This window comes from Streptomyces sp. NPDC006134 (assembly GCF_040628835.1).
Classification (GTDB): domain Bacteria; phylum Actinomycetota; class Actinomycetes; order Streptomycetales; family Streptomycetaceae; genus Streptomyces.
In genome coordinates this window covers 20,521-44,742 of the sequence record NZ_JBEXTV010000028.1, presented here as the reverse complement: position 1 = coordinate 44,742, position 24,222 = coordinate 20,521, and the positions used below count along the sequence as shown (strand labels likewise).

15 protein-coding genes and 2 pseudogenes are annotated in these 24,222 nt (G+C 69.6%); 12 read left to right on the top strand and 5 right to left on the bottom strand.

Annotated features, from left to right (window positions below; translation table 11 throughout):
- Positions 1–6: 6 nt before the first annotated feature.
- Together ABZ340_RS19630 and ABZ340_RS19625 are read left to right on the top strand one after the other, a co-directional pair.
- Positions 7–975 (top strand): annotated as a pseudogene (locus tag ABZ340_RS19630) (2-isopropylmalate synthase); the annotation flags it as partial.
- 194 nt (positions 976–1,169) lie between these two features.
- Entirely contained in the window at positions 1,170–1,475 is a 306-nt protein-coding gene (locus ABZ340_RS19625) for a hypothetical protein (RefSeq protein WP_358783042.1), read from the top strand.
- Positions 1,476–1,607: 132 nt separating this feature from the next.
- Here the strand turns inward: ABZ340_RS19625 and ABZ340_RS19620 are convergent, their stop codons facing one another.
- The 3 genes and pseudogenes from ABZ340_RS19620 to ABZ340_RS19610 all read right to left on the bottom strand — a co-directional run.
- Positions 1,608–3,137 (bottom strand): UDP-N-acetylglucosamine 1-carboxyvinyltransferase, encoded by a 1,530-nt coding sequence (locus ABZ340_RS19620; protein WP_358783041.1) that lies wholly within the window; start codon positions 3,135–3,137, stop codon positions 1,608–1,610.
- Between the two features lie 64 nt (positions 3,138–3,201).
- Complete coding sequence (locus ABZ340_RS19615; RefSeq protein WP_358783098.1) at positions 3,202–3,399, bottom strand: DUF4236 domain-containing protein; 198 nt, start codon at positions 3,397–3,399, stop codon at positions 3,202–3,204.
- A 181-nt stretch (positions 3,400–3,580) separates the two neighbouring features.
- Positions 3,581–3,844 (bottom strand): annotated as a pseudogene (locus ABZ340_RS19610) (transcriptional regulator); the annotation flags it as partial.
- A 186-nt stretch (positions 3,845–4,030) separates the two neighbouring features.
- Between ABZ340_RS19610 and ABZ340_RS19605 the strand changes: the two are divergent.
- Complete coding sequence (locus ABZ340_RS19605) at positions 4,031–6,826, top strand: aconitate hydratase (protein WP_358783040.1); 2,796 nt, start codon at positions 4,031–4,033, stop codon at positions 6,824–6,826.
- Positions 6,827–6,964: 138 nt separating this feature from the next.
- Here ABZ340_RS19605 and ABZ340_RS19600 read toward each other — a convergent pair whose 3' ends face one another.
- Entirely contained in the window at positions 6,965–7,453 is a 489-nt protein-coding gene (locus tag ABZ340_RS19600; protein WP_358783039.1) for a hypothetical protein, read from the bottom strand.
- Between the two features lie 189 nt (positions 7,454–7,642).
- A complete protein-coding gene (locus ABZ340_RS19595; RefSeq protein ID WP_358783038.1) occupies positions 7,643–11,512 on the bottom strand; it encodes a GH92 family glycosyl hydrolase in 3,870 nt (1,289 codons plus the stop codon).
- 425 nt (positions 11,513–11,937) lie between these two features.
- Between ABZ340_RS19595 and ngcE the strand changes: the two genes are divergently transcribed.
- The 9 genes from ngcE (at position 11,938) to ABZ340_RS19550 (ending at position 24,184) form a co-directional block, all read left to right on the top strand.
- Complete coding sequence (ngcE, locus tag ABZ340_RS19590; RefSeq protein WP_358783037.1) at positions 11,938–13,401, top strand: N-acetylglucosamine/diacetylchitobiose ABC transporter substrate-binding protein; 1,464 nt, start codon at positions 11,938–11,940, stop codon at positions 13,399–13,401.
- Positions 13,402–13,486: 85 nt separating this feature from the next.
- On the top strand, positions 13,487–14,413 hold the full coding sequence (locus ABZ340_RS19585; protein WP_358783036.1) for a sugar ABC transporter permease: 927 nt from the start codon (positions 13,487–13,489) through the stop codon (positions 14,411–14,413).
- Positions 14,414–14,417: 4 nt separating this feature from the next.
- Positions 14,418–15,344 (top strand): carbohydrate ABC transporter permease, encoded by a 927-nt coding sequence (locus tag ABZ340_RS19580; RefSeq protein WP_358783035.1) that lies wholly within the window; start codon positions 14,418–14,420, stop codon positions 15,342–15,344.
- A gap of 259 nt (positions 15,345–15,603) precedes the next feature.
- Positions 15,604–16,815 carry an ROK family transcriptional regulator gene (locus ABZ340_RS19575; protein ID WP_358783034.1) on the top strand — a complete coding sequence of 404 codons (1,212 nt, stop codon included), beginning with the start codon at positions 15,604–15,606 and terminating at the stop codon, positions 16,813–16,815.
- Positions 16,816–16,948: 133 nt separating this feature from the next.
- Positions 16,949–18,058 carry a substrate-binding domain-containing protein gene (locus ABZ340_RS19570; RefSeq protein ID WP_358783097.1) on the top strand — a complete coding sequence of 370 codons (1,110 nt, stop codon included), beginning with the start codon at positions 16,949–16,951 and terminating at the stop codon, positions 18,056–18,058.
- Between the two features lie 210 nt (positions 18,059–18,268).
- Positions 18,269–19,060: an ATP-binding cassette domain-containing protein gene (locus ABZ340_RS19565; protein ID WP_358783033.1), complete on the top strand. Its 792-nt coding sequence runs from the start codon at positions 18,269–18,271 to the stop codon at positions 19,058–19,060.
- Between the two features lie 68 nt (positions 19,061–19,128).
- The gene (locus tag ABZ340_RS19560; RefSeq protein ID WP_358783096.1) at positions 19,129–20,379 is read left to right on the top strand and encodes a sugar ABC transporter permease; all 1,251 of its coding nucleotides are present in this window, start codon (positions 19,129–19,131) and stop codon (positions 20,377–20,379) included.
- Positions 20,380–20,582: 203 nt separating this feature from the next.
- Positions 20,583–22,502, top strand: a complete 1,920-nt coding sequence (gene dxs, locus ABZ340_RS19555) for a 1-deoxy-D-xylulose-5-phosphate synthase (protein ID WP_358783032.1) — start codon at positions 20,583–20,585, stop codon at positions 22,500–22,502.
- Between the two features lie 158 nt (positions 22,503–22,660).
- A complete protein-coding gene (locus ABZ340_RS19550; RefSeq protein WP_358783031.1) occupies positions 22,661–24,184 on the top strand; it encodes an amino acid permease in 1,524 nt (507 codons plus the stop codon).
- Positions 24,185–24,222: the final 38 nt, after the last annotated feature.

Sequence of the window (24,222 nt, the reverse complement as noted above, 5' to 3'; positions counted from 1 at the left end):
GTGCCGATGCCCTTTCACCGCTACCGCCCGTACGACCAGGTGACCCTGCCGGACCGCCGCTGGCCGGGCAACCGGATCACCGCGGCGCCGCGGTGGCTGTCGACGGACCTGCGCGACGGCAACCAGGCGCTGATCGACCCGATGAGCCCCGACCGCAAGCGGGAGATGTTCGATCTGCTGGTGCGCATGGGCTACAAGGAGATCGAGGCCGGCTTCCCGTCGTCCGGGGACACGGACTTCGCGTTCGTGCGCTCCCTCATCGAGGGCGAGGCGGTTCCCGAGGACGTGACGATATCCGTCCTCACCTCGGCACGTGAAGAACTGATCGAGCGTACGGTGGAATCGCTGCGGGGCGCGCCCCGCGCCACCGTCCACCTCTACAACGCGACCGCCCCGCGCTTTCGTGAGGTGGTCTTCCGCTCCGGCCGTGAGGACGTCCGCCGGATCGCCGTGGACGGTACGCGCGCGGTCGTGGAGCAGGCGGAAAAGCTGCTAAACAACGACATGGAGTTCGGCTTCCAGTACAGCCCCGAGATGTTCACGGACACCGAGCCGGACTTCGCCCTCGAGGTCTGCGAAGCGGTCATGGACGTGTGACAGCCGGACGCGGACCGGGAGATCATCCTCAACCTGCCGGCCACCGTGGAGCGTTCGTCCCCCTCGGCACAGGCGGACCGCTTCGAGTGGATGTCCCGTCACCTGTCCCGCCGCGACTTCGTCTGCCTGTCCGCACATCCGCACAACGACCGCGGGACGGCCGTGGCGGCGGCGGAGATGGCCGTGATGGCCGGCGCCGACCGGGTGGAGGGCTGCCTGTTCGGGCAGGGCGAGCGCACCGGTAACGTCGATCTGATCACCCTTGCCATGAATCTGCTCGCCCAGGGCGTGGATCCGCAGATCGAATTTTCAGACATCGCTGCGATCCGTGACATATCCGAGCGATGCAATCTGATGAAGGTCGACCCTCGGCATCCGGTTTTCGGATTTCTTGAAGAAGAAATCAATCATCCCTTTTTTCATTGACTCAGGCTTTACCGGATTTCGAGTCGCGTGTGTGACGCATCTAACGGCGGCGCGAGACGGGTGGGTTGGTCATTGGGCCTGTCCAGTAGGTCGACGTCACAGATGAGCCGATGGGCGGGGGAGATGGAGATTTCATACCTGACGCCGTGGGGCCGCCCTCCGGGCGACGACGGGAGTCCGACGGCAGGGACCTGGCCACGGCGGGTGTGATCGCTCCTCTGGAGGAGGGCAACACCGACGGCGCCCGTGTGCCGGAGCCGTCCCGCGAGCACGGTTTCCACGCTCTGTGCCACTTCTTCGTCTCCGGGAAACCGGAGGCTGGCGAATCGATCATCTCCCTGGCGCGTTGGCCGAGGCACTCCGGTCGCGGGTTCACGCTGCGGAAGTACTCCCACTTCCTGCCCCGCGCCGGCGCACGGGGCAGCGCCGCCATCGACGCGATCTTCGCGTAGCCGCGGCCGGTCGGCAGAGGCCGCGGAGCGTGGCCCGTTGCCCGCCGCGGGCCCACAGTCCCAGAGATGCCGCCGCACCCCTCCCTGAACCGCTGAGTAGCAGGTCAGAAGGGGTGCGGCGGCATCCGTGTATCAAATGTCCCGGAACGTCTCGATCTGCGCCCCGATCGAGTTCAGCCGCTCGGCCAGGTCCTCGTAACCGCGGTTGATGACGTACACGTTGCGCAGGACGGAGGTCCCCTCCGCCGCCATCATCGCCAGCAGGACGACCACGGCGGGGCGCAGGGCGGGCGGGCACATCATCTCGGCGGCGCGCCAGCGGGTCGGGCCCTCGACCAGGACGCGGTGCGGGTCGAGGAGCTGGAGCCGGCCGCCGAGGCGGTTGAGGTCGGTCAGGTAGATGGCCCGGTTGTCGTAGACCCAGTCGTGGATGAGGGTCTTGCCCTGGGCGACCGCCGCGATCGCCGCGAAGAAGGGGACGTTGTCGATGTTCAGGCCCGGGAACGGCATCGGGTGGATCTTGTCGATCGGCGCCTCCAGCTTGGAGGGCCGGACGGTGAGGTCCACCAGCCGGGTACGGCCGTTGTCGGCGACGTACTCCGGGGTGCGGTCGTGGTCGAGGCCCATCTCCTCCAGGACCGCCAGCTCGATCTCCAGGAACTCGATCGGCACCCGGCGCACCGTCAGCTCCGACTCGGTCACGACGGCGGCGGCCAGCAGGCTCATCGCCTCGACCGGGTCCTCGGAGGGGGAGTAGTCCACGTCGACGTCGATGTCCGGCACGCCGTGCACGGTGAGGGTGGTGGTGCCGATGCCCTCGACCTCGACGCCGAGCGCCTCCAGGAAGAAGCACAGGTCCTGGACCATGTAGTTGGAGGAGGCGTTGCGGATGACGGTGACGCCGTCGTGGCGGGCGGCGGCCAGCAGCGCGTTCTCGGTGACCGTGTCCCCGCGCTCGGTCAGCACGATCGGGCGGTCGGGGCTGACCGAGCGGTCGACGACCGCGTGGTACTGGCCTTCGGTCGCCGCGATGTCCAGGCCGAAGCGGCGCAGCGCGATCATGTGCGGTTCGATGGTCCGGGTGCCCAGGTCGCAGCCGCCGGCGTAGGGCAGCTTGAAGCGGTCCATGCGGTGCAGCAGCGGGCCGAAGAACATGATGATGGAGCGGGTGCGCACCGCCGCGTCGGCGTCGATGGCCGCCATGTCCAGCTCGCTGGGCGGCACGATCTCCAGGTCGACGCCGCCGTTGATCCAGCGGGTGCGCACGCCGATGGAGTTCAGCACCTCCAGGAGGCGGTAGACCTCCTCGATGCGGGCGACCCGGCGCAGTACCGTGCGCCCCTTGTTGAGCAGCGAGGCGCACAGCAGGGCCACACACGCGTTCTTGCTCGTCTTCACGTCGATGGCGCCGGACAGACGGCGGCCGCCCACCACCCGCAGATGCATGGGGCCCGCGTAGCCCAGGGAGACGATTTCGCTGTCCAGCGCTTCACCGATGCGGGCGATCATCTCAAGGCTGATGTTCTGGTTGCCGCGCTCGATGCGGTTCACCGCGCTCTGGCTGGTGCCGAGCGCCTCGGCGAGCTGTGCCTGCGTCCAGCCACGGTGCTGCCGGGCGTCACGGATGAGCTTGCCGATGCGTACGAGGTAGTCGTCTGCCATGAGGTTGAGGCTATCTCAGATATGAGATGGCGCCTCTCGGGGGGTCTGTTCGGGTGACGTCGCGTCAGCGGCGCCTGGTCGTGCGGGTGTGACGCCACCCGAAAGGTCCGGGCAAATCCATCGATGTCGTACGACGTCCGGTGCTGCTGTGGGTGTACCGGGGGCCTCGGCCGTCGCCGATGGTGAGGGACCAGGAGCCTTTGTTGAGGTTCAGGCGCACTCCGGGCAGGATGCGGAAACTCTTGCGGAACGTGAGGGGCATCATGTCTCCTTCCGGGGAGGCCGGGCAGGATCCGGTCCTCTTCGGTTACCCCGGCTGCGCGCGCTGATGGCGCACCTTCCCGCTTCCTTCCGCTTCGTTCCGTGCCGCCCGGCATGGGGGGCGGGCTTCGGCGGCCTTCCGGCGGGGGAGTGCCGGCGAGGGAGCGGCCGACGATCCGCTGGAGGCCGGCGACGTGCGCGTCGAAGGCCCGGCGGCCCTGGGGGCTGAGCCTGAGCCGGGTGCGGGGGCGCTTGCCGGCGTAGCCCTTGCGGATCTCGGCGTATCCGGCGGGGTGCAAGGCGTCGGGTGCGGGACGCGGGGGTGTCAGGTGTTCAGGGGAGTGCCGGGTGTCCGGCGGGGTCCGGAGGGGGCGGCGGAGCTGGGGGCCGGGTGGGTGGAAGGTGGCGCTCGGTCCGGTGTGTGCCCCCGCGGGCGCAGGGCGCATCGCGCCCCGGCATGACCGCCGCGCCCCCATGTACTAGAGTTATCTCGACATCGAGATATCTGCCGAGGCGCACCGCAGCCGCCACCCCGGTAAGGGTTACCTAACTAAGCCTTACCTTAGCGGATCGGCCAGGGCCGCGTGGCGGCAGGATGCGGTGGTACGCGTACATAAATGAAGGAGACTGTCGTGTCGGCGAACAGCTTCGACGCCCGCAGCACGCTGCAGGTGGGCGACGAGTCGTACGAGATCTTCCGGCTGGACAAGGTGGAGGGCTCGGCCCGGCTGCCCTACAGCCTCAAGGTCCTGCTGGAGAACCTGCTCCGCACCGAGGACGGCGCCAACATCACCGCCGACCACATCCGTGCCCTCGGCTCCTGGGACTCGCAGGCCCAGCCGTCGCAGGAGATCCAGTTCACGCCGGCCCGCGTGATCATGCAGGACTTCACCGGTGTGCCCTGCGTCGTGGACCTCGCCACCATGCGCGAGGCCGTGAAGGAGCTCGGCGGAGACCCGGCCAAGATCAACCCGCTGGCCCCGGCCGAGCTGGTCATCGACCACTCCGTCATCGCCGACAAGTTCGGCACCAACGACGCCTTCAAGGTGAACGTCGACCTGGAGTACGGCCGCAACAAGGAGCGCTACCAGTTCCTGCGCTGGGGCCAGACCGCCTTCGACGAGTTCAAGGTCGTCCCGCCGGGCACCGGCATCGTCCACCAGGTGAACATCGAGCACCTGGCCCGCGTCGTCATGGTCCGCGACGGCAAGGCGTACCCCGACACCCTGGTCGGCACCGACTCGCACACCACCATGGTCAACGGCCTCGGTGTGCTGGGCTGGGGCGTCGGCGGCATCGAGGCCGAGGCCGCGATGCTCGGCCAGCCGGTCTCCATGCTCATCCCGCGCGTCGTCGGCTTCAAGCTCACCGGTGAGCTCCAGCCCGGCACCACCGCCACCGACCTGGTCCTCACGATCACCGAGATGCTGCGCAAGCACGGCGTCGTCGGCAAGTTCGTCGAGTTCTACGGCGAGGGCGTGGCGGCCACCAGCCTCGCCAACCGCGCCACCATCGGCAACATGTCGCCGGAGTTCGGCTCCACCGCCGCGATCTTCCCGATCGACGACGAGACGCTGAGCTACCTGCGCCTGACCGGCCGCTCCGAGCAGCAGGTCGCCCTCGTCGAGGCGTACGCCAAGGAGCAGGGCCTGTGGCTGGACCCGGCCGCCGAGCCGGACTTCTCCGAGAAGCTGGAGCTCGACCTGTCCACGGTCGTGCCCTCCATCGCCGGCCCGAAGCGCCCGCAGGACCGCATCGTCCTCGCCGAGGCCGCCCAGCAGTTCGCCAAGGACGTCCTCAACTACGTCGAGGTCCCGACCGCGCAGGCCGGCACCGCCGCCTCCCCGGTGGACGAGGCGAGCGACGAGTCCTTCCCGGCCTCCGACGCCCCGGCCTACGGCCACCAGGAGAACGGCGCGGGCGCCCCGCAGCACGCCGAGGGCACCGGTGCCGCCGTCCCGTCGAACCCGGTCACCGTGACCGCCCCCGACGGCACGTCCTACGAGATCGACCACGGCGCGGTGACGGTCGCGGCCATCACCTCCTGCACCAACACCTCCAACCCGTACGTCATGGTCGCCGCCGCCCTGGTGGCCAAGAAGGCGGTCGAGAAGGGCCTGACCCGCAAGCCGTGGGTCAAGACCACCCTCGCCCCGGGCTCCAAGGTCGTCACCGACTACTTCGAGAAGGCGGGCCTGACCCCGTACCTGGACAAGGTCGGCTTCAACCTCGTCGGCTACGGCTGCACCACCTGCATCGGCAACTCCGGCCCGCTGCCGGAGGAGGTCTCCAAGGCCGTCAACGACCACGACCTCGCCGTCACCTCGGTCCTCTCCGGCAACCGGAACTTCGAGGGCCGCATCAACCCCGACGTCAAGATGAACTACCTGGCGTCCCCGCCGCTGGTCGTCGCCTACGCGATCGCCGGCTCCATGAAGGTGGACATCACCAAGGACGCCCTGGGCACCGACCAGGACGGCAACCCGGTCTACCTGAAGGACATCTGGCCCTCCGAGGCCGAGGTCAACGACGTCGTCGCCAACGCCATCGGCGAGGACATGTTCGCCAAGTCCTACCAGGACGTCTTCGCCGGCGACGCCCAGTGGCAGTCGCTGCCGATCCCGACCGGCGACACCTTCGAGTGGGACCCGGAGTCGACCTACGTCCGCAAGCCCCCGTACTTCGAGGGCATGCAGATGGACCCGGCCCCGGTCGAGGACATCTCCGGCGCCCGCGTGCTCGCCAAGCTCGGCGACTCGGTCACCACCGACCACATCTCCCCGGCCGGTGCCATCAAGGCCGACACCCCGGCGGGCAAGTACCTCACCGAGCACGGTGTGGAGCGTCGTGACTTCAACTCCTACGGCTCCCGCCGGGGCAACCACGAGGTCATGATCCGCGGTACGTTCGCCAACATCCGCCTGCGCAACCAGATCGCGCCGGGCACCGAGGGCGGCTACACGCGTGACTTCACGCAGGAGGGCGGCCCGGTCTCCTTCATCTACGACGCCTCGCAGAACTACCAGGCCGCCGGCATCCCGCTGGTCGTCCTGGCCGGCAAGGAGTACGGCTCCGGCTCGTCCCGCGACTGGGCGGCCAAGGGCACCGCGCTCCTCGGCGTCAAGGCCGTCATCGCCGAGTCCTACGAGCGCATCCACCGCTCCAACCTCATCGGCATGGGCGTCCTGCCGCTGCAGTTCCCGGAGGGCCAGTCGGCTCAGTCCCTCGGCCTGACCGGCGAGGAGACCTTCTCCATCTCCGGCGTGACCGAGCTGAACAACGGCACCACGCCGCGCACGGTGAAGGTCACCACCGACACCGGCGTCGAGTTCGACGCGGTCGTCCGCATCGACACCCCCGGCGAGGCGGACTACTACCGCAACGGCGGCATCATGCAGTACGTGCTGCGCAGCCTGATCCGCAAGTAAGCCGCGCGTCATCCGCAGGCGAGCGGTACGGCAGGACGGCCCGGAGCCGTCCAGGGCCGCATCCCCGGCGACGGGGGTGCGGCCCTCGCGCGTTTCTCCCCCAGTGCATTCCCCAGGACATCCCCTCAGGGCATCCCCTCAGGGCATCCCCCAGGGCATCCCCTCAGGGCATCCCCCAGAGCAGCGGAACGGGCCGCCCCCAGTGGGGAGCGGCCCGACACGTCGCCTTCGGGAAGGCGGGGATCGGAACATCAGGCGGCAGGTGTTCCAGCCCTTGCCGACGACCGTGCCGTCCTCGCCCCACGGCCAGTGGTACAGGTTGCCGTCGGTGACGTCCCACAGGCCGTCCGAGGAGCCGTCGTCGTCATGGTCGACCTGGGTGAGGAAGCGGGAGGTCTCCCAGCCGTAGCCGACGTTCGGACGGACGTCCGGGCCGCTGCCGTCGGGCGGGCAGGCCCCCATGTCACCGTTCTTGTCCACGCCGTGCAGCGCGTTCACCGGGGCGGTGTCGTCGGCCTCGGTGGTGGCGCTGAACTTCGAGGTGCCGGACGGCTTCGCGGGGACGGCGACGGCCGTCGGTGAGCGCCCGGGGTCGTCGGCGGCGACCGCGCTCGTGCCGGTCGCCACCAGAGCGACGGGCCCTGCAACCTTTTGTGTGCCTCCCCTGTCGTCCGATGTCCCAAAGGGACGTCCCAAAGGGATGTCCCAAAGGGATGTCCCAAAGGGGCGTGGCCCGACGGGCCTTGAACGGCGGGTCCAAGGCCGGGTCCGGGTCCGGGCAAGGCCGGGCCCGGACCCGCCGCCCCCGGCGCCCGCTCACGCCAGCAGTTCCACCTCCGCCAGCGTGTGCGGGCCGTCGAGGACCAGGCGGTACCGGGCGTGGGTCCCCGGCGACTTCACGGAGAAGACGCGGGTCTGCCGGTCCCAGGCGAAGGACTCGCCGGAGCGCTCGTCCAGGGTGTGCCACGTGGTGCCGTCCGAGGAGCCCTGGAGCCTCCAGCCGGCCGGGGCCCTCGTCCGGTCCGCCGGCGACGTCAGGGTGTACTGGACCGCCTTGACGCCCTCGTCGCTCACCGGCAGGTCCACGGAGGTGACGGCCGCCTCCGTCGCCGACGTGTCGTCGAACAGGGCGCCGTCACCCTCGACGGCGTCCTCGCGCGGTGCCGGCACCTCGTCGTCCCGCGTGATGGACACCGGCGCCGCGTTCTCGCCGGTGCCCCACGAGGAGGGCCGCGGCCCCATGTCGAACTCCAGCACTCCGCCCCGGGCGACGAGCGCGTGGGGCAGGGACGTCGACGTCCACTTCCTGCCGTTGACCTTCAGGCCCTGCACGTAGACGTTCTCCCGGCTGTTCTCCGGGGCCTTCACCACCAGCTCGCGGCCGTTCTCCAGGTGGACGGTCGCCTTGGTGAACAGCGGGGAGCCGACGGCGTACTCGCCGCTGCCCATGACCAGCGGGTAGAAGCCCAGCGCGGAGAAGAGGTACCAGGCCGACTGCTCGCCGTTGTCCTCGTCGCCGTGGTAGCCCTGCCCGATCCCGCTGCCGGTGTAGAGGCGGGCGAGCACCTCGCGGACGTACCGCTGGGTCTTCCACGGCTGCCCGGCCGCGTCGTACATGTACAGGGCGTGGTGGGCGACCTGGTTGGAGTGCCCGTACATGCCCATCCGCACGTCCCGCGCCTCGGTCATCTCGTGGATGACGCCGCCGTAGGAGCCGGTGAACTCGGGGGAGGCCGTCTCGGGCGTGGCGAGGTACTCGTCCAGCTTGTCGGCGAGGCCCTTGCGGCCGCCGTAGAGGTTGGCCAGGCCCCGGCTGTCCTGCGGGGCGGTGAAGGCGTACCCCCAGCCGTTGGTCTCCGTGTAGTCGTGGCCCCACACGCGCGGGTCGTACTTCTCCGGCGCCACGCGCCAGCCGCCCTGCGCGTCCCTGCCCTGGAAGAAACCGGCCTTCGCGTCGAAGAGGTTGACGTAGTCCCGGGCGCGGTCCAGGAAGTACGCCGACTCCTCCTTGTAGCGCTTCTCGCCGGTCTTCCGGTACAGCGCCTCGCCCATCTTCGCGATGCCGTAGTCGTTGAGGCAGCCCTCCAGCGCCCACGACAGGCCCTCGTGGGTCTCGGTGCTCGTGTAGCCGAGGAACGGGGAGGTCGCCATGCCCTTGCGGCCCACGCCCGGGGACGGCGGCACGACGGTGGCGTTCTTCACGGCCGCCTCGTACGCCGCCTTCGCGTCGAAGCGGACGCCCTTGACGTACGCGTCCGCGAACGCCACGTCGGAGGAGGTGCCGGTCATCAGGTCCGCGTAGCCGGGGGAGGACCAGCGCGAGGTCCAGCCGCCGTCCTTGTAGTGCTGCACGAACCCGTCGACCAGCTCGCCGGCCTTGGACGGGGTGAGGAAGGAGTACGCCGGCCAGGTCGTCCGGTAGGTGTCCCAGAAGCCGTTGTTGACGTACACCTTGCCGTCCACGATCTTCGCGCCGGTGTGCGTCGGGGTGTCGGGCCGGGTCGTCTTCGAGAAGGGAGAGGCGTACTTGTACGTGCCGCCGACCTTCTCGTGGCCGGAGTTCGGGTACAGGTACAGCCGGTACAGGCCGGAGTACAGGGTGGTCAGCTGGTCCGGGGTGGCGCCCTCGACCTCGACCTTGCCGAGGACGCGGTCCCACTGCCGCTGGGCGGCCTTCTTCACCGCCTCGAAGTCCCGGCCCTCGGGGATCTCCTGGCGCAGGTTGTCCTCGGCCTGGTCCACGCTGATCAGCGATGTCGCCAGGCGCAGCGTGACCGTGCGGTCCTCGCCCGCGTCGAACCGCAGATGGCCCTGGACGCCGCTGGATGCGCCGCCGGTGACCTCCTTGTCGAACTCGCCGTACACGAACATCCGCGTCGCCCCCGTGGACAGCCCGGACTTCACGTCCGAGTAGCCGGTGACGGTGCCGCTGTCCCGGTCCAGGGTCAGGCCCGCCTGGTCGGTGACGTTGTCGAAGACCACGCTCGCGTCGTCGCCGGGGTAGGTGAAGCGCATGACCGCCGAGTGGTCCGCCGGCGCCATCTCGGCCTTGAGGCCGTTGTCGAACCGCACCCCGTAGTAGTACGGCCGCGCGGTCTCGTTCTCGTGCCGGAACGCCAGCTCGCGGGCCTCACGGCCGGTGTCCGGGGCGCCGGACGCGGCCGACGGCATCACCTGGAACGTCTGCCGGTCGCCCATCCACGGGCTCGGCTCGTGGCTCGCGGCGAACGCCTGGATCGTCGGCAGGTTGTCCGCGTTGTTGCCGCGCGCGTAGTCGTACAGCCAGCTCAGCGAACCGGCGTTGGTCACCGGCGTCCAGAAGGTGAAGCCGTGCGGCACGGCGGTCGCGGGGAAGGTGTTGCCGCGCGAGAAGGCGCCGCTGGAGTTGGTGCCGCGGGTGGTCAGCGCGTAGTCCGACAGGTGGGCCCGGGGCGGCTCGGGGGCGACGGACCGGATCGCCACGTCGTCCAGCCAGCCCCGGAACTTCGCCGGGCCCTTGGGGGAGTCGTACGCCACCAGGATCCGGTCGACGGTCCTGCCCGCCGCGACCGCCCCGATCCGCGAGACGACGTCGTTCCACTGGTTGACGTACAGGATCTTCGCCGCGCCCTGCCCCCGTGGCGTCAGCGGGAACCCGTGCTGGTCGGTGGCGCCCAGCTCGCTCAGGTACGTGCCGTCGGTGAAGGCCAGGTCGACGGAGACGTTCGTCGCGTCGTAGTCCAGGTCGCCGTCGGCCATCGACGGGAAGACCCGGTACGACAGCTGCGTGTTCCGGCCGACCTTCACATCGACGTCGAAGACCTTGTTGTACGAGTACGCCCGCCCGTCGGCGGTGTGCCGCCCGGCGTACCGCAGGGCCCGCTTGCCGGTGAAGCCGGCGCCCGCCTTCGCCGTCGGCGAGCCGCTCGGCCCCCGGTCGACCAGGGACAGCATGTCCGGCGGAACCGGGCCCTCCCCGCCCCCGGTGGACAGCCGCACGTCGGCGAGCTGGAGGATCCCGCCGCCGTTGGTCTTCGTGAACTCCAGCCGGAAGTACCGGAATTCGGCGGGCGCGGCGAGGTCGTACGTCTTCGTCTGGAACCGCCGGGTGAAGGACTCCCCGGAGCGGGTGTCCAGGGTCTGCCACGCGGTACCGTCCGCCGAGCCCTTCAGCGTCCACTCCGCCGGGTCGCGTTCGCCGTGGTCGTTGGCCGACGTCAGCGCGTACCGGGCCACCTTCACCGGGGCGTCCAGGCCGAACTCCACCCAGCCGGTGGCGGCGAAGGTGAGCCACTTGGTGCCCGGCTCGCCGTCGGCCAGGTTCTCCTTCACCTCTCCCGCACCGGCGTTCTCGCCACTGGCCCGCACCTCGGTGACGCGGTCGGTGACGTCGCCCGGGATGCCGGTGCCGTACCCGCCGTCCACGCCCGAGGCCCGCCTGCCGCCGCCGGGGGCGGTGTCGACGGTGTTCAGCCAGTCCGGAGCCGGGTCCTCCGCCTCGAACGACGACGCGAACTCCCCGCCGGCCCGGGCGGGAGCGCCGGGCAGGGCGGGACCGCCGGGCAGGGCGACCGCCGCCCCCTGCGAACTCACCGCCAACGCGAAGGCGGTCGCCACCACGACCGCCGGGCCCCGTCTGCGCCGCGTTCCGCGCAGCGCTCCACGCCGCGTTCCGTACAGCGCTCCATGCCGCGTTCCGTGCCGCATACGCCAGCACCCTCCCTGCGCCCGTCCGGGAATGGGACAACGTTGTCAAATTCGGGGCGCACGCATCAGTAGGGCGTCAAGTGGTATGAGGTGTCAAGGTGTTGGGTGTGGCGTACGGGTACGAGGCCGCCGGTTTCCCCGGCGCGGAACACGCAGGCCGCTCAGGTGTCCGTGAGGTCTCAACTCGGAAAAGACCCGTGGCGGACCGTGCGTTCGATCTTGCTTAGCCGACCGAAAGTGGACTATACCTGTCGGCCATCCGGGAATCCGTCACCACACCCGAACGGCACCCTTCGCACCACTGCGCACCACCTCGCACCATCCCGTACCACCCGCACTTCCTGCACGACCCAGCGTGACCCGATCGCGGTGCCGGGGAGGATCCGGTTCACCGCCTGAGTCCTGGAGAAGGCGAGGACTTGAGCATGGGATCCACTTCCGCCGAGAACAACGGCACCGGCAGCACCGCGGGTGTCGGCCGTCGCGATCTGATCAAGCGTTCCGCGGCGCTCGGCCTGATCTCCGTACCGACGATGAGCTTCCTGTCCGCCTGCGCGAGCGGCGGGGGCGGCGGCGACGGGGAGAAGGCCAAGGCGGGCAAGAAGACCGCGAAGAACCCGCTGGGCGTCAACGAGAGCGCCCCGATGGAATTCGTGCTGTTCGACGGCGGCTTCGGCAAGGAGTACGCCGAGGACGCCGTGAAGATCTACGAGAAGAACTTCCCCGAGGCGTCGGTGAAGTTCTCCGCCACCCAGAAGATCCAGTCCACCCTCCAGCCCCGTTTCAACCAGGGCACCCCGCCGGACCTCATCGACAACTCCGGCGCCGAGCAGATGGACATGGGCACCCTGGTCGGCAAGAACCAGCTCGCCGACCTCACCCCGCTGCTGGACGCCCCGTCCTACGACGACCCGGCCAAGAAGGTCCGCGACACGCTGCGCCCCGGCATCGTGGAGATGGGCCAGTTCGACGGCGAGAAGGTCTGGATCCTGTACTACGCCTACACCGTGTACGGCGTCTGGTACTCGCAGAAGGCGCTGAACGCGCTCGACGCGGAGTACCCCGAGACCTGGGACCAGATGCTCGCGGTGTGCGAGAAGGCGAAGAAGAAGGGCATCGCCGGCTGGACCTACCCCGGCAAGTACCCGTACTACATCCCCTTCTCGCTCTACCCGATGATCGCCAAGGTCGGCGGCGCCGAGGTGCTCGACGCCATCGACAACCTGGAGCCGAACGCCTGGAAGCACCCGGCGGTCAAGGCGTGTTTCGAGGCGTACTACGAGCTCTACAGGAAGGGCTACATCCTGCGGGGCACCCCGGGCCTGGACCACATCCAGTCGCAGACCGCCTGGGCCCAGGGCAAGGCGCTGTTCCTCCCCAACGGCTCCTGGGTGGAGAACGAGTCGGCCAACGTCATCCCGGACGACTTCGAGGTGACCGTCTCCGCCCCCTCCGGCCTGGACTCCTCCGACAAGCTGCCCTTCGGCACCATCTGGGCCTCCGGCGGCGAGCCGTTCATCGTCCCGGCCAAGGCGAAGAACGGCGCGGGCGGCATGGAGCAGCTGCGCATCATGCTCAGCGAGGCGTCCTCCAAGAACTTCACCAGCAAGGTCAAGTCGCTGACCGCCTACAACGGCGGCACCGACGGCATCACCCTCACCCCGGGCCTGAAGTCCGGTGTCGCGGCGCTGGAGAAGGCCGGCCAGAACGTGGTGAACCCGCGGCTGCAGGACTGGTACGTGCAGCTCCAGAAGGAGAAGATCGGCGTGGCCGGTCTGGGCGAGATGATGGCCGGCCGCCTCACCCCGGCCGAGGCGATCAAGAAGATCCAGGGCTTCGCCGACGAGGCCGCCAAGGACGACTCGATCAAGCACTACAAGCACCAGTGAGGACCCGTCGGCGGGGCCTGTCCGGCGTGTGCGCGCCGGGCGGGCCCCGGCGGCGGTGCCCGCGCGCGAAACGGGGTCGGTAGCAATGCAGCACGGCAAGTACCGGTTCATCGTGGGGTTCCTGGCGGTTCCCCTGGGGCTGTACGCGCTCTTCGTCGTCTGGCCGTTCATCCAGTCCATCTACTACTCGTTCACGGACTGGACGGGGCTGAGCCCCGAGTTCGGGATGGTGGGCTTCGCCAACTACGAACGGCTGCTGGACGACGACATCTTCTGGAAGTCCTTGCAGCACAGCCTGCTGTTCGCGCTGCTGCTGCCGGTGGTGACGATCGGGCTGGCACTGTTCTTCGCCTTCATGATCAACGTGGGCGGGCGGCGCCGCCGGGGCGGGCCGGTGGTCTCCGGGGTCCGCGGCTCGTCCTTCTACAAGATCGTCTACTTCTTCCCGCAGGTGCTCTCCATCGCGATCGTCGCCCTGCTGTTCGCGTTCGCGTACAACCCGGACAGCGGCGCGATCAACTCCCTGCTGCGCGGGATCGGCCTCGACGGCGTCCAGCCGCTGTGGCTGGGCGACCCGAATCTGGCGCTGTGGTGCGTGATGGCGGTCCTGGTGTGGTCCACCACCGGCTTCTTCGTGGTCCTCTTCTCGGCGGGCATGGCCTCCATCCCGGCCGAGCTGTACGAGGCGGCCCTGCTGGACGGCGCCAACCGGATCACGACGTTCTTCCGGGTCACCCTGCCGCTGCTGTGGGACACCGTGCAGTCCGGCTGGATCTACATGGGCATCCTCGCCCTGGGCGCCGAGTCGTTCGCGGTCGTGCAGATCATGACGACCGGCCCCGGCGGCCCCGACTACTCGACCACCGTCATGGTCCTGTACGTGTACCAGAAGGCGTTCCGGGACGGTCAGGCCGCCTACGCCACGACCATCGGCGTCGCCCTGCTCGTCGTCACCCTGGCCTTCGCGGCCGTGGTGATGCGGCTGGGCCGGCGCGAGCGGCTGGAGTACTGATCACATGAAGACGACCCAGACCCCCGCCCCCGTACCGGCCGGCGAGCCCGGCCCCGCCGTCCGCAAGACCGGCGCCCCGGCCGGCGGCCCCGCACGGGAGAAGAGGGAGGGCGCCGTCCTCAACGTCTTCTCCCACGGCATCCTGGTCATCTGGGCGATCATGGTCGTCCTGCCGCTGGTGTGGGCGGTGATGACGTCCTTCAAAGACGACCGGTCCATCTTCTCCTCGCCCTGGTCGCTGCCGGACACGCTGCACTTCGACAACTGGGCGCGGGCCTGGACCGAGGCCAACATGAGCGACTACTTCCTCAACACGGTCCTGGTGGTGGGGGGTTCGCTCGTCGGCACGCTGGTGCTCGGCTCGATGGCGGCGTACGTGCTGGCCCGCTTCGACTTCCCCGGCAACCGGTTCGTCTACTACCTGTTCATCGGCGGCATGAGCTTCCCGATCATGCTGGCGCTGGTCCCGCTGTTCTACGTGGTGAACAACATGGGGCTGCTGAACACCATCCACGGGCTGATCCTGGTCTACATCGCCTACTCGCTGCCCTTCACGGTGTTCTTCCTGACCGCGTTCTTCCGCACCCTGCCGACCTCGGTGGCGGAGGCCGCGTTCGTCGACGGGGCCTCGCACACCCGGACGTTCTTCCAGATCATGCTGCCGATGGCCAAGCCGGGCCTGATCAGCGTCGGCATCTTCAACTTCCTGGGCCAGTGGAACCAGTACATGCTGCCGACGGTGCTCAACACCGACCCGGACAAGCGCGTCCTCACCCAGGGCCTGGTGCAGCTGGCGGTCAGCCAGGGGTACAAGGGGGACTGGTCGGGCCTGTTCGCGGGTCTGGTGATGGCGATGCTGCCGGTCCTCGCCGCCTACGTCGTCTTCCAGCGGCAGGTGGTCCAGGGGCTCACGGCGGGCGCCCTGAAGTAGGCCGGGCACCCGTGGCGGGCGCGCCGGAGCGGCGTCGGAGTAGCGCCGCGTAGCGCCCCGAGCGCGCTGGGGAACCGTTCGCAAGTTTGCGCGTATGCCGCTTCCGGCCCGGCCGGGGGCGGCATACGCGCGTGTGCGCGGGGCACCCGGATGCGGTTCAACCTCTTGACGGGAGGCGACCCGAACGGCTCAGCTTAGAGTTCACTAGTTGGACATAGACGGGGCCTCATCGAAGCGGTCCCGTGCGCGGGAGGTCGTCGTGGAGACTCCGGGGTCGCAGTCGTCGCTGCACCGAGCCAACCTGGAGAGGGTCGTCCGGGCCGTGCGGCTGGCCGGATCGCTCACGCAGGCGGAGATCGCGAGGACGACGGGCCTGTCCGCGGCGACGGTCTCCAACATCGTGCGGGAGCTGAAGGAGAGCGGGACGGTCGAGGTCACGCCCACCTCCGCCGGCGGCCGGCGGGCCCGCAGCGTCTCGCTGAGCGGGGACGCCGGCATCGTCATCGGCGTCGACTTCGGGCACACGCATTTGCGCGTCGCGGTCGGGAACCTCGCCCACCAGGTCCTGGCCGAGGAGGCCGAGCCGCTCGACGTGGACGCGTCCTCGTCCCAGGGCTTCGACCGGGCGGAGCAGCTGGTCGAGCGGCTGATCGAGGCGACCGGCGTCGACCGCTCCAAGGTCGCCGGCATCGGGCTCGGCGTACCCGGCCCGATCGACGTGGAGTCCGGGACACTGGGCTCGACCGCCATCCTGCCCGGCTGGGGCGGCACCCGGCCCGCCGAGGAGCTCAGGGAGCGCCTCGGCGTCCCGGTGCACGTGGACAACGACGCCAACCTGGGCGCCCTGGGCGAGCTGGTCTGGGGCAGCGGCCGGGGCGTGCGGGACCTGGCGTACATCAAGGTCGCCAGCGGTGTCGGCGCCGGGCTGGTGATCAACGGCAAGATCTACCGCGGCCCGGGCGGCACCGCCGGAGAGATCGGTCACATCACCCTGGACGAGGCGGGACCGGTCTGCCGCTGCGGCAACCGGGGCTGCCTGGAGACCTTCGCCGCCGCCCGCTACGTCCTGCCGCTGCTCCAGCCCAGCCACGGCACCGACCTGACCATGGAGGGCGTCGTCCGCCTGGCCCGCGACGGCGACCCGGGCTGCCGCCGGGTCGTCGCCGACGTCGGACGCCACATCGGCAGCGGCGTCGCCAACCTCTGCAACCTGCTCAACCCCAGCCGCGTGGTCCTCGGCGGTGATCTCGCCGAGGCCGGCGAGCTGGTGCTCGGACCCATCCGGGAGTCCGTCGGCCGCTACGCCATCCCCAGCGCCGCGCGTCAACTCTCCGTACTTCCCGGGGCACTTGGCGGCCGCGCCGAGGTGCTCGGCGCCCTCGCCCTGGCCCTCAGCGAGATGGGTGATTCCACCCTTTTGGACGGGAGCGCGGCCGGAGCCCTGTCCTCCGCCACCCCTGCCTTCACTTAGAGAACGGATGGCACCGTTGCCATCTCGTTAAGGATTTACTTCTTGACGTCGCACGTGTGGCCGAGTTGACTTCCAGCCACCTCGGCCGCAACGACGCGGCCTCGTCAGGGAGGTTTCTGAAGTGAACACGCGTATGCGTCGTGCCGCCGTTGCCGTTGCCGCCGGTGCGATGGCCGTTTCGCTCGCCGCCTGTGGCAGCGCGAAGGAGTCCGGCGACAAGAACGAGCCCGCCTCGTCGTCGGAGAGCACCAAGAAGGGCGACGCCATCAAGGTCGGCCTGCTCCTTCCGGAGAACAAGACCGCGCGTTACGAGAAGTTCGACCGCCCCTTGATCGAGAAGAAGATCAAGGAGCTGACGGACAACAAGGCGGAGATCCAGTACAACAACGCCCGCCAGGACGCCAGCCTCCAGGCCCAGCAGGTCGACACGATGATCACCAACAAGGTGGACGTGCTGATCCTGGACGCCGTGGACGCCAAGGCCGTCAAGAACTCCGTCCAGAAGGCCGTCGACAACGGCATCAAGGTCGTCGCCTACGACCGCCTCGCCGAGGGCCCGATCAGCGCCTACACCTCGTTCGACAACGTGCAGGTCGGCAAGACCCAGGGCGAGGCCCTGCTGAAGGCGCTGGGCGACAAGGCCAAGGACGGCCAGATCGTCATGATGAACGGCTCCGCCACCGACCCGAACGCCGGCCAGTTCAAGGACGGCGCCCACTCCGTCCTCGACGGCAAGGTGAAGATCGGCAAGGAGTACGACACCAAGGAGTGGTCGCCGGACAACGCCAACGCCAACATGGAGGCGGCGATCTCGGCGCTCGGCAAGGACAAGATCGTCGGCGTCTACTCCGCCAACGACGGCATGGCGGGCGGCATCATCACCGCCCTGAAGGCCGCCGGCATCGCGGACATCCCGGTCACCGGCCAGGACGCCGAACTCGCCGGTGTGCAGCGCATCATCGCCGGTGAGCAGTACATGAGCGTCTACAAGCCGTACGCCCCCGAGGCCGAGGCCGCCGCCGCGATGGCCGTCGCGCTGGCCAAGGGCGAGTCCCTGGACGCCATCGCCAAGGACAAGGTCTCCAGCGCCAGCGCCAAGGACGTCCCGTCCGTGCTGGTCCCGGTGGTCTCGCTGACCAAGGACAACATCAAGGACACCGTCCTGAAGGACGGCATCTACACGGTCGACGAGATCTGCACCGGCAAGTACAAGGCCGCCTGCGACAAGCTCGGCATCAAGTAAGCGGCAGGCCCGTCACCGGGCCGGCAGGCAGCCGCGCGTCCCACGACCCGCCGGACCCCGTCCCCGGGGCCTGGCACGGGACGCCCTGCCCCTCGTCTCCTCCGGCGCCCCACGTCATCCACAGCCCCGCAAGCTCGTGCGGGGCGCCGGACGGAACACTCCCCCCGACTCTTCTGCACAACCCTTCCGCCGGGTCAGGCGGCGAAGGAGATGGTTCACGTGTCCGCTACGCCCGTGCTGGCGTTGCGCGGGGTCTCCAAGCGGTTCGGTGCCGTCCAGGCGCTCACCGACGTAGAGCTCGAGATCCACGCCGGTGAAGTGGTCGCCCTGGTGGGCGACAACGGCGCCGGAAAATCCACGCTGGTCAAGACGATCGCCGGCGTGCACCCCATCGATGAGGGCGCCATCGAATGGGAAGGCAGGACCGTATCGATCGGCAAGCCGCAGGACGCCCAGAACCTGGGCATCGCGACGGTCTACCAGGACCTCGCGCTGTGCGACAACATCGACGTCGTCGGCAACCTCTTCCTCGGCCGTGAGCTGAAGAAGTTCGGTGTCCTGGACGAGGTCGAGATGGAACGCCGCTCCCGCGAGCTGCTGACCACGCTGTCGATCCGCATCCCCAGCGTCCGCATCCCGATCGCCTCGCTCTCCGGCGGTCAGCGCCAGGTCGTGGCCATCGCCCGCTCCATGCTCGGCGAGCCCAAGCTGGTCATCCTCGACGAGCCCACCGCCGCCCTCGGCGTGGAGCAGACCGCCCAGGTGCTCGACCTGGTCGAGCGGCTGCGCGAACGCGGCCTCGCGGTCATCCTCATCAGCCACAACATGGCCGACGTGAAGGCGGTCGCCGACAAGGTGGCCGTGCTGCGCCTCGGCCGCAACAACGGCGTCTTCGAGGTCAAGACGACCTCGCAGGAGGAGATCATCTCCGCCATCACCGGCGCCACCGACAACGCCGTGACCCGCCGTGCGGCGCGCACGAGTGGGGAGGTCAAGAAGTGAGCACCGAGAACAAGACCTCGAACAAGGCTTCGGGCAAGACCGCCACGGCCGAGCAGGACAAGCCCGCCGTGGAGAACCCCGAGGCCGCCTCCGCCGCGGTCACCGCGGTCGACCCGCGCCTGCTCGTCCGCGAGCAGGGCCTGGCCGGCTACGTCGGCGAGTTCAAGCGCAAGATGAAGGCCGGCGAGCTCGGCTCGCTGCCGGTCGTCATCGGCCTGATCGTCATCTGCGTCGTCTTCCAGAGCCTGAACTCGGCGTTCCTGTCCGCGCAGAACATCAACGACATCACCGTCACGATGGTCGGCACGGGCATGATCTCCGTCGGCATCGTCTTCGTGCTGCTGCTCGGCGAGATCGACCTGTCCGTCGGCTCGGTCAGCGGCGCGGCCAGCGCCATAGCCGCCGTCCTCGCCGTCAACCAGGGCTGGCCCGAGTGGCTGGCCGTGCTCGCCGCCGTCGGGGCGGGCGCCCTCATCGGCGCGCTGCACGGCTTCTTCTTCGCCGTCCTCGGCGCCCCCGCCTTCGCCGTCACCCTGGCCGGCCTGCTCTTCTGGCTGGGCTTCATGCTCCAGACGCTGGGCGAGAACGGCACCATCAACCTCGACAGCGACGGCCTCATCGGTCAGCTGACCACGTACTTCTTCTCCGACATCGCCGCCGCCTACGGCCTGGCGACGCTGGTGACGGCGGTCTTCTTCGTCACCTCCTTCCTCGGCAACCGCCGCCGCGAGGCGGTGGGCATCCCCTCCCGCCCGCTCAGCGACACCGTCCTGCGCACGGTGCTGCTGGCCGTGGTCTCCTTCGCCGCGGCGTTCATGTACAACCAGTACAAGGGCCTGCCGCTGGCCACGGTGATCTTCCTGGTGTTCCTGGTCGGCACGGACTTCCTGCTGCGCCGCACCTCCTACGGCCGCAAGGTCTTCGCGCTCGGCGGCAGCGTCGAGGCGTCCCGCCGCGCCGGCATCAACGTCACCGCCATCCGGATCTCGGTCTTCGCGATCTCCGGCGGCTTCGCCGCCCTCGGCGGCCTCTTCCTGGCCTCCAAGATCGCCTCGGCCAACCAGAGCGCCGGCACCGGCGACCTGCTGATGAACGCGATCGCCGCGGCCGTCATCGGCGGCACCAGCCTCTTCGGCGGCCGGGGCCGCACCTGGAACGCCCTGCTGGGCGTCCTGGTGATCGTCTCCATCCAGTACGGCCTCCAGCTGGAGTCCATCGCCGAACCGGTGAAGTACATGATCACCGCCGGTGTGCTCCTGACCACCGTCGTCATCGACTCGGTCACCCGCAAGACCCAGAAGACGGCCGGCCGCGCCTAGCCGCCGACCGCCCCGCGGACCTGTGCCCGGCACCAACGGCGGTGCCGGGCACAGCCGTGCCCGCGGACGTGAACCGGGCCGCGCCTGGGTACAGCCGTACGCGTGACGTACGACGCACCGCCCGGACACCGGCCGCCGAGCCGGAACATTAGACTCGACAAGCCCGGCAAAAGCTCGAACAGCTCTACAGCAAGGAGGCACGGGTGCCGCTGCTGACCCGCATCAGGGGACCGCGCGATCTGGACCGGCTCAGCCTGGAGGAGCTGGACCAGCTGGCCGGGGAGATCCGGACCTTCCTCGTCGACGCGGTCTCCAAGACCGGCGGCCACCTCGGCCCCAACCTCGGCGTGGTGGAGCTCACCATCGCCCTGCACCGCGTCTTCGAGTCGCCCAGGGACAAGGTGCTCTGGGACACCGGCCACCAGTCCTACGTGCACAAGCTGCTCACCGGCCGCCAGGACTTCTCGAAGCTGAAGATGAAGGGCGGCCTGTCCGGCTACCCCTCGCAGGCGGAGTCCGAGCACGACGTCATCGAGAACAGCCACGCCTCCACCGTCCTGGGCTGGGCCGACGGCATCGCCAAGGCCAACCAGCTCAAGAAGCGCGACAGCCACGTCGTCGCCGTCATCGGCGACGGCGCGCTCACCGGCGGCATGGCCTGGGAGGCGCTGAACAACATCGCCGACGCCAAGGACCGCCCCCTGGTCATCGTCGTCAACGACAACGAGCGCTCCTACGCCCCCACCATCGGCGGCCTCGCCAACCACCTGGCGACCCTGCGCACCACCGACGGCTACGAGCGCTTCCTGGCCCGCACCAAGGAGGTCCTGGAGCGCACGCCGGTCGTCGGCCGCCCGCTCTACGACACCCTGCACGGCGCCAAGAAGGGCCTGAAGGACTTCATCGCCCCGCAGGGCATGTTCGAGGACCTCGGCCTGAAGTACGTCGGCCCCATCGACGGCCACGACATCGAGGCCCTGGAGTCCGCCCTCACCCGCGCCAAGCGGTTCGGCGGCCCCGTCATCGTGCACTGCCTCACCGAGAAGGGCCGCGGCTACCAGCCCGCCCTGGCGGACGAGGCCGACCGCTTCCACGCCGTCGGCAAGATCCACCCCGACACGGGCCTGCCGATCGCCACCTCCGGCGCCGACTGGACGAGCGTCTTCGGCGACGAGATGGTCAAGCTCGGCGAGGAGCGCGAGGACATCGTCGCCATCACCGCCGCCATGCTCCAGCCGGTGGGCCTGGACAAGTTCGCCAAGCGCTTCCCGGAGCGGGTCTACGACGTCGGCATCGCCGAGCAGCACGGCGCCGTCTCCGCGGCGGGCCTGGCCCACGCCGGCGTCCACCCCGTCTTCGCCGTGTACGCCACCTTCCTCAACCGCGCCTTCGACCAGGTGCTGATGGACGTGGCCCTGCACAAGTGCGGCGTCACCTTCGTCCTGGACCGGGCCGGCATCACCGGCACCGACGGCGCCTCCCACAACGGCATGTGGGACATGTCGATCCTCCAGGTCGTCCCCGGCCTGCGCCTGGCCGCCCCGCGCGACGCCGACCAGGTCCGCGCCCAGCTGCGCGAGGCCGTCGCCGTCGAGGACGCCCCCACCGTGGTCCGCTTCTCCAAGGGCGCCGTCGGCCCCGCCGTCCCCGCCGTCGGCCGCGTCGGCTCCATGGACGTGCTGCGCGAGCCCGGCACCGGCACCCCGGACGTGCTGCTGGTCTCCGTCGGCGCGCTCGCCCCGATGTGCCTGGAGGTGGCGGACCTGCTCGACAGCCAGGGCATCTCCACCACCGTCGTCGACCCGCGCTGGGTCAAGCCCGTCGACGAGGCCATGGCCCCGCTCGCCGAGCGCCACCGCGTCGTCGTCACCGTCGAGGACAACTCGCGCGTCGGCGGCGTCGGCTCCGCCATCGCCCAGGCCCTGCGCGACGCGGGCGTCGACGTCCCCCTGCGCGACTTCGGCATCCCGCCGCGCTTCCTCGACCACGCCTCCCGCGCCGAGGTCCTCGCCGAGATCGGGCTCACCGCGCCCGACATCGCCCGCCAGGTCACCGGACTGGTCGCCAAGCTGGACGGCCGGTACGACCGTGCCGGGACCGAAGTGGAAGCGGCCCGCGACTGACGGGCGCGCCACCCGCCTCCGGATGGACCGGTTCCGCCACTCGTTGCAGTGGCGGAACCGGCCCATCCGCGTGATTCCTCCCACCCCGGGGCATACGTACCACGCCCCCTCTCGATCATGTCGAGCATGTCGAGGACGACAAGCGTGGGAGGTATTCCATGAGCAGCAGTCTCTTCCGGACGAAGAGAATCGAGCAGTCCATCCTCGATACCGAGGAGCCAGAGCACGCGCTCAAGAAGTCCTTGTCCGCGCTCGACCTGACCGTCTTCGGCGTCGGCGTCATCATCGGCACCGGCATCTTCGTCCTGACCGGCACGGTCGCCAAGAACAACGCCGGGCCGTCCGTCGCGCTGGCGTTCGTCGTGGCCGGTGTCGTCTGCGCGCTCGCCGCGCTGTGCTACGCCGAGTTCGCCTCCACCGTCCCGGTGGCCGGATCCGCGTACACCTTCTCCTACGCCTCCCTCGGCGAGCTGCCCGCCTGGATCATCGGCTGGGACCTCGTCCTGGAGTTCGCGCTCGGCACGGCGGTGGTCGCCGTCGGCTGGTCCGGTTACATCCGGTCGCTGCTGGACAACGCCGGCTGGCAGATGCCCGAGGCGCTGGGCGGCCGGGACGGCGCCGACGGCTTCGGCTTCGACATCCTCGCCGCCGCCCTGGTCCTGGTGCTGACCGCCGTCCTCGTCCTCGGCATGAAACTGTCGGCGCGGCTCACCTCGGTCGTCGTCGCCGTCAAGGTGGTGGTCGTCCTCATCGTGATCGTCGCGGGCGCCTTCTTCGTCAAGGGGGCCAACTACGACCCCTTCATCCCGAAGTCACAGCCCCAGGAGGCAGGCGGGGGCCTGCACTCCCCGCTGATCCAGCTCCTGTTCGGCTGGGCCCCGGCCAACTTCGGTGTGATGGGCATCTTCACCGCCGCCTCCGTCGTCTTCTTCGCCTTCATCGGCTTCGACATCGTCGCCACGGCTGCCGAGGAGACGAAGAACCCGCAGCGGGACATGCCCCGCGGCATCCTCGGCTCCCTGTTCATCTGCACCGCCCTGTACGTCGCCGTGTCGATCGTCGTCACCGGCATGCAGCACTACAGCAAACTGTCGGTCGACGCCCCGCTCGCCGACGCGTTCAAGGCCACCGGGCACCCCTTCTACGCGGGCGTGATCAGCTTCGGCGCCGCCGTCGGCCTGACCACGGTCTGCATGATCCTGCTGCTCGGCCAGACCCGGGTGTTCTTCGCGATGAGCCGCGACGGGCTGCTGCCCCGCTTCTTCTCCCACGTCCACCCCCGCTTCCGCACCCCGCACCGGCCGACCATCCTGCTCGGCGTGATCATCGCGATCGTCGCGGGCTTCACCAGCCTCAGCGAGCTGGCCGAGCTGGTGAACATCGGCACGCTGTTCGCCTTCGTCATCGTCGCCGTCAGCGTGCTCATCCTCCGCCGCACCCGCCCCGACCTGCACCGGGCCTTCCGCACCCCCTGGGTGCCGGTCGTCCCGGTCCTGTCGGTGTGCGCCTCGCTGTGGCTGATGCTCAACCTGCCCGCCGAGACATGGGTCCGGTTCGCCGTCTGGATGGCGATCGGCATCGTCGTCTACTTCCTCTACGGCCGCTCCCACAGCCGCCTCGGCCGGGGGGAGGAGACCCCGGCCGACGAGGTGTTCAAGCCGTCGGGCGGTGACAGCAAGTAGCCGCGATCGTCGGCGCCGACAGCCGACTCTGCCCCGTA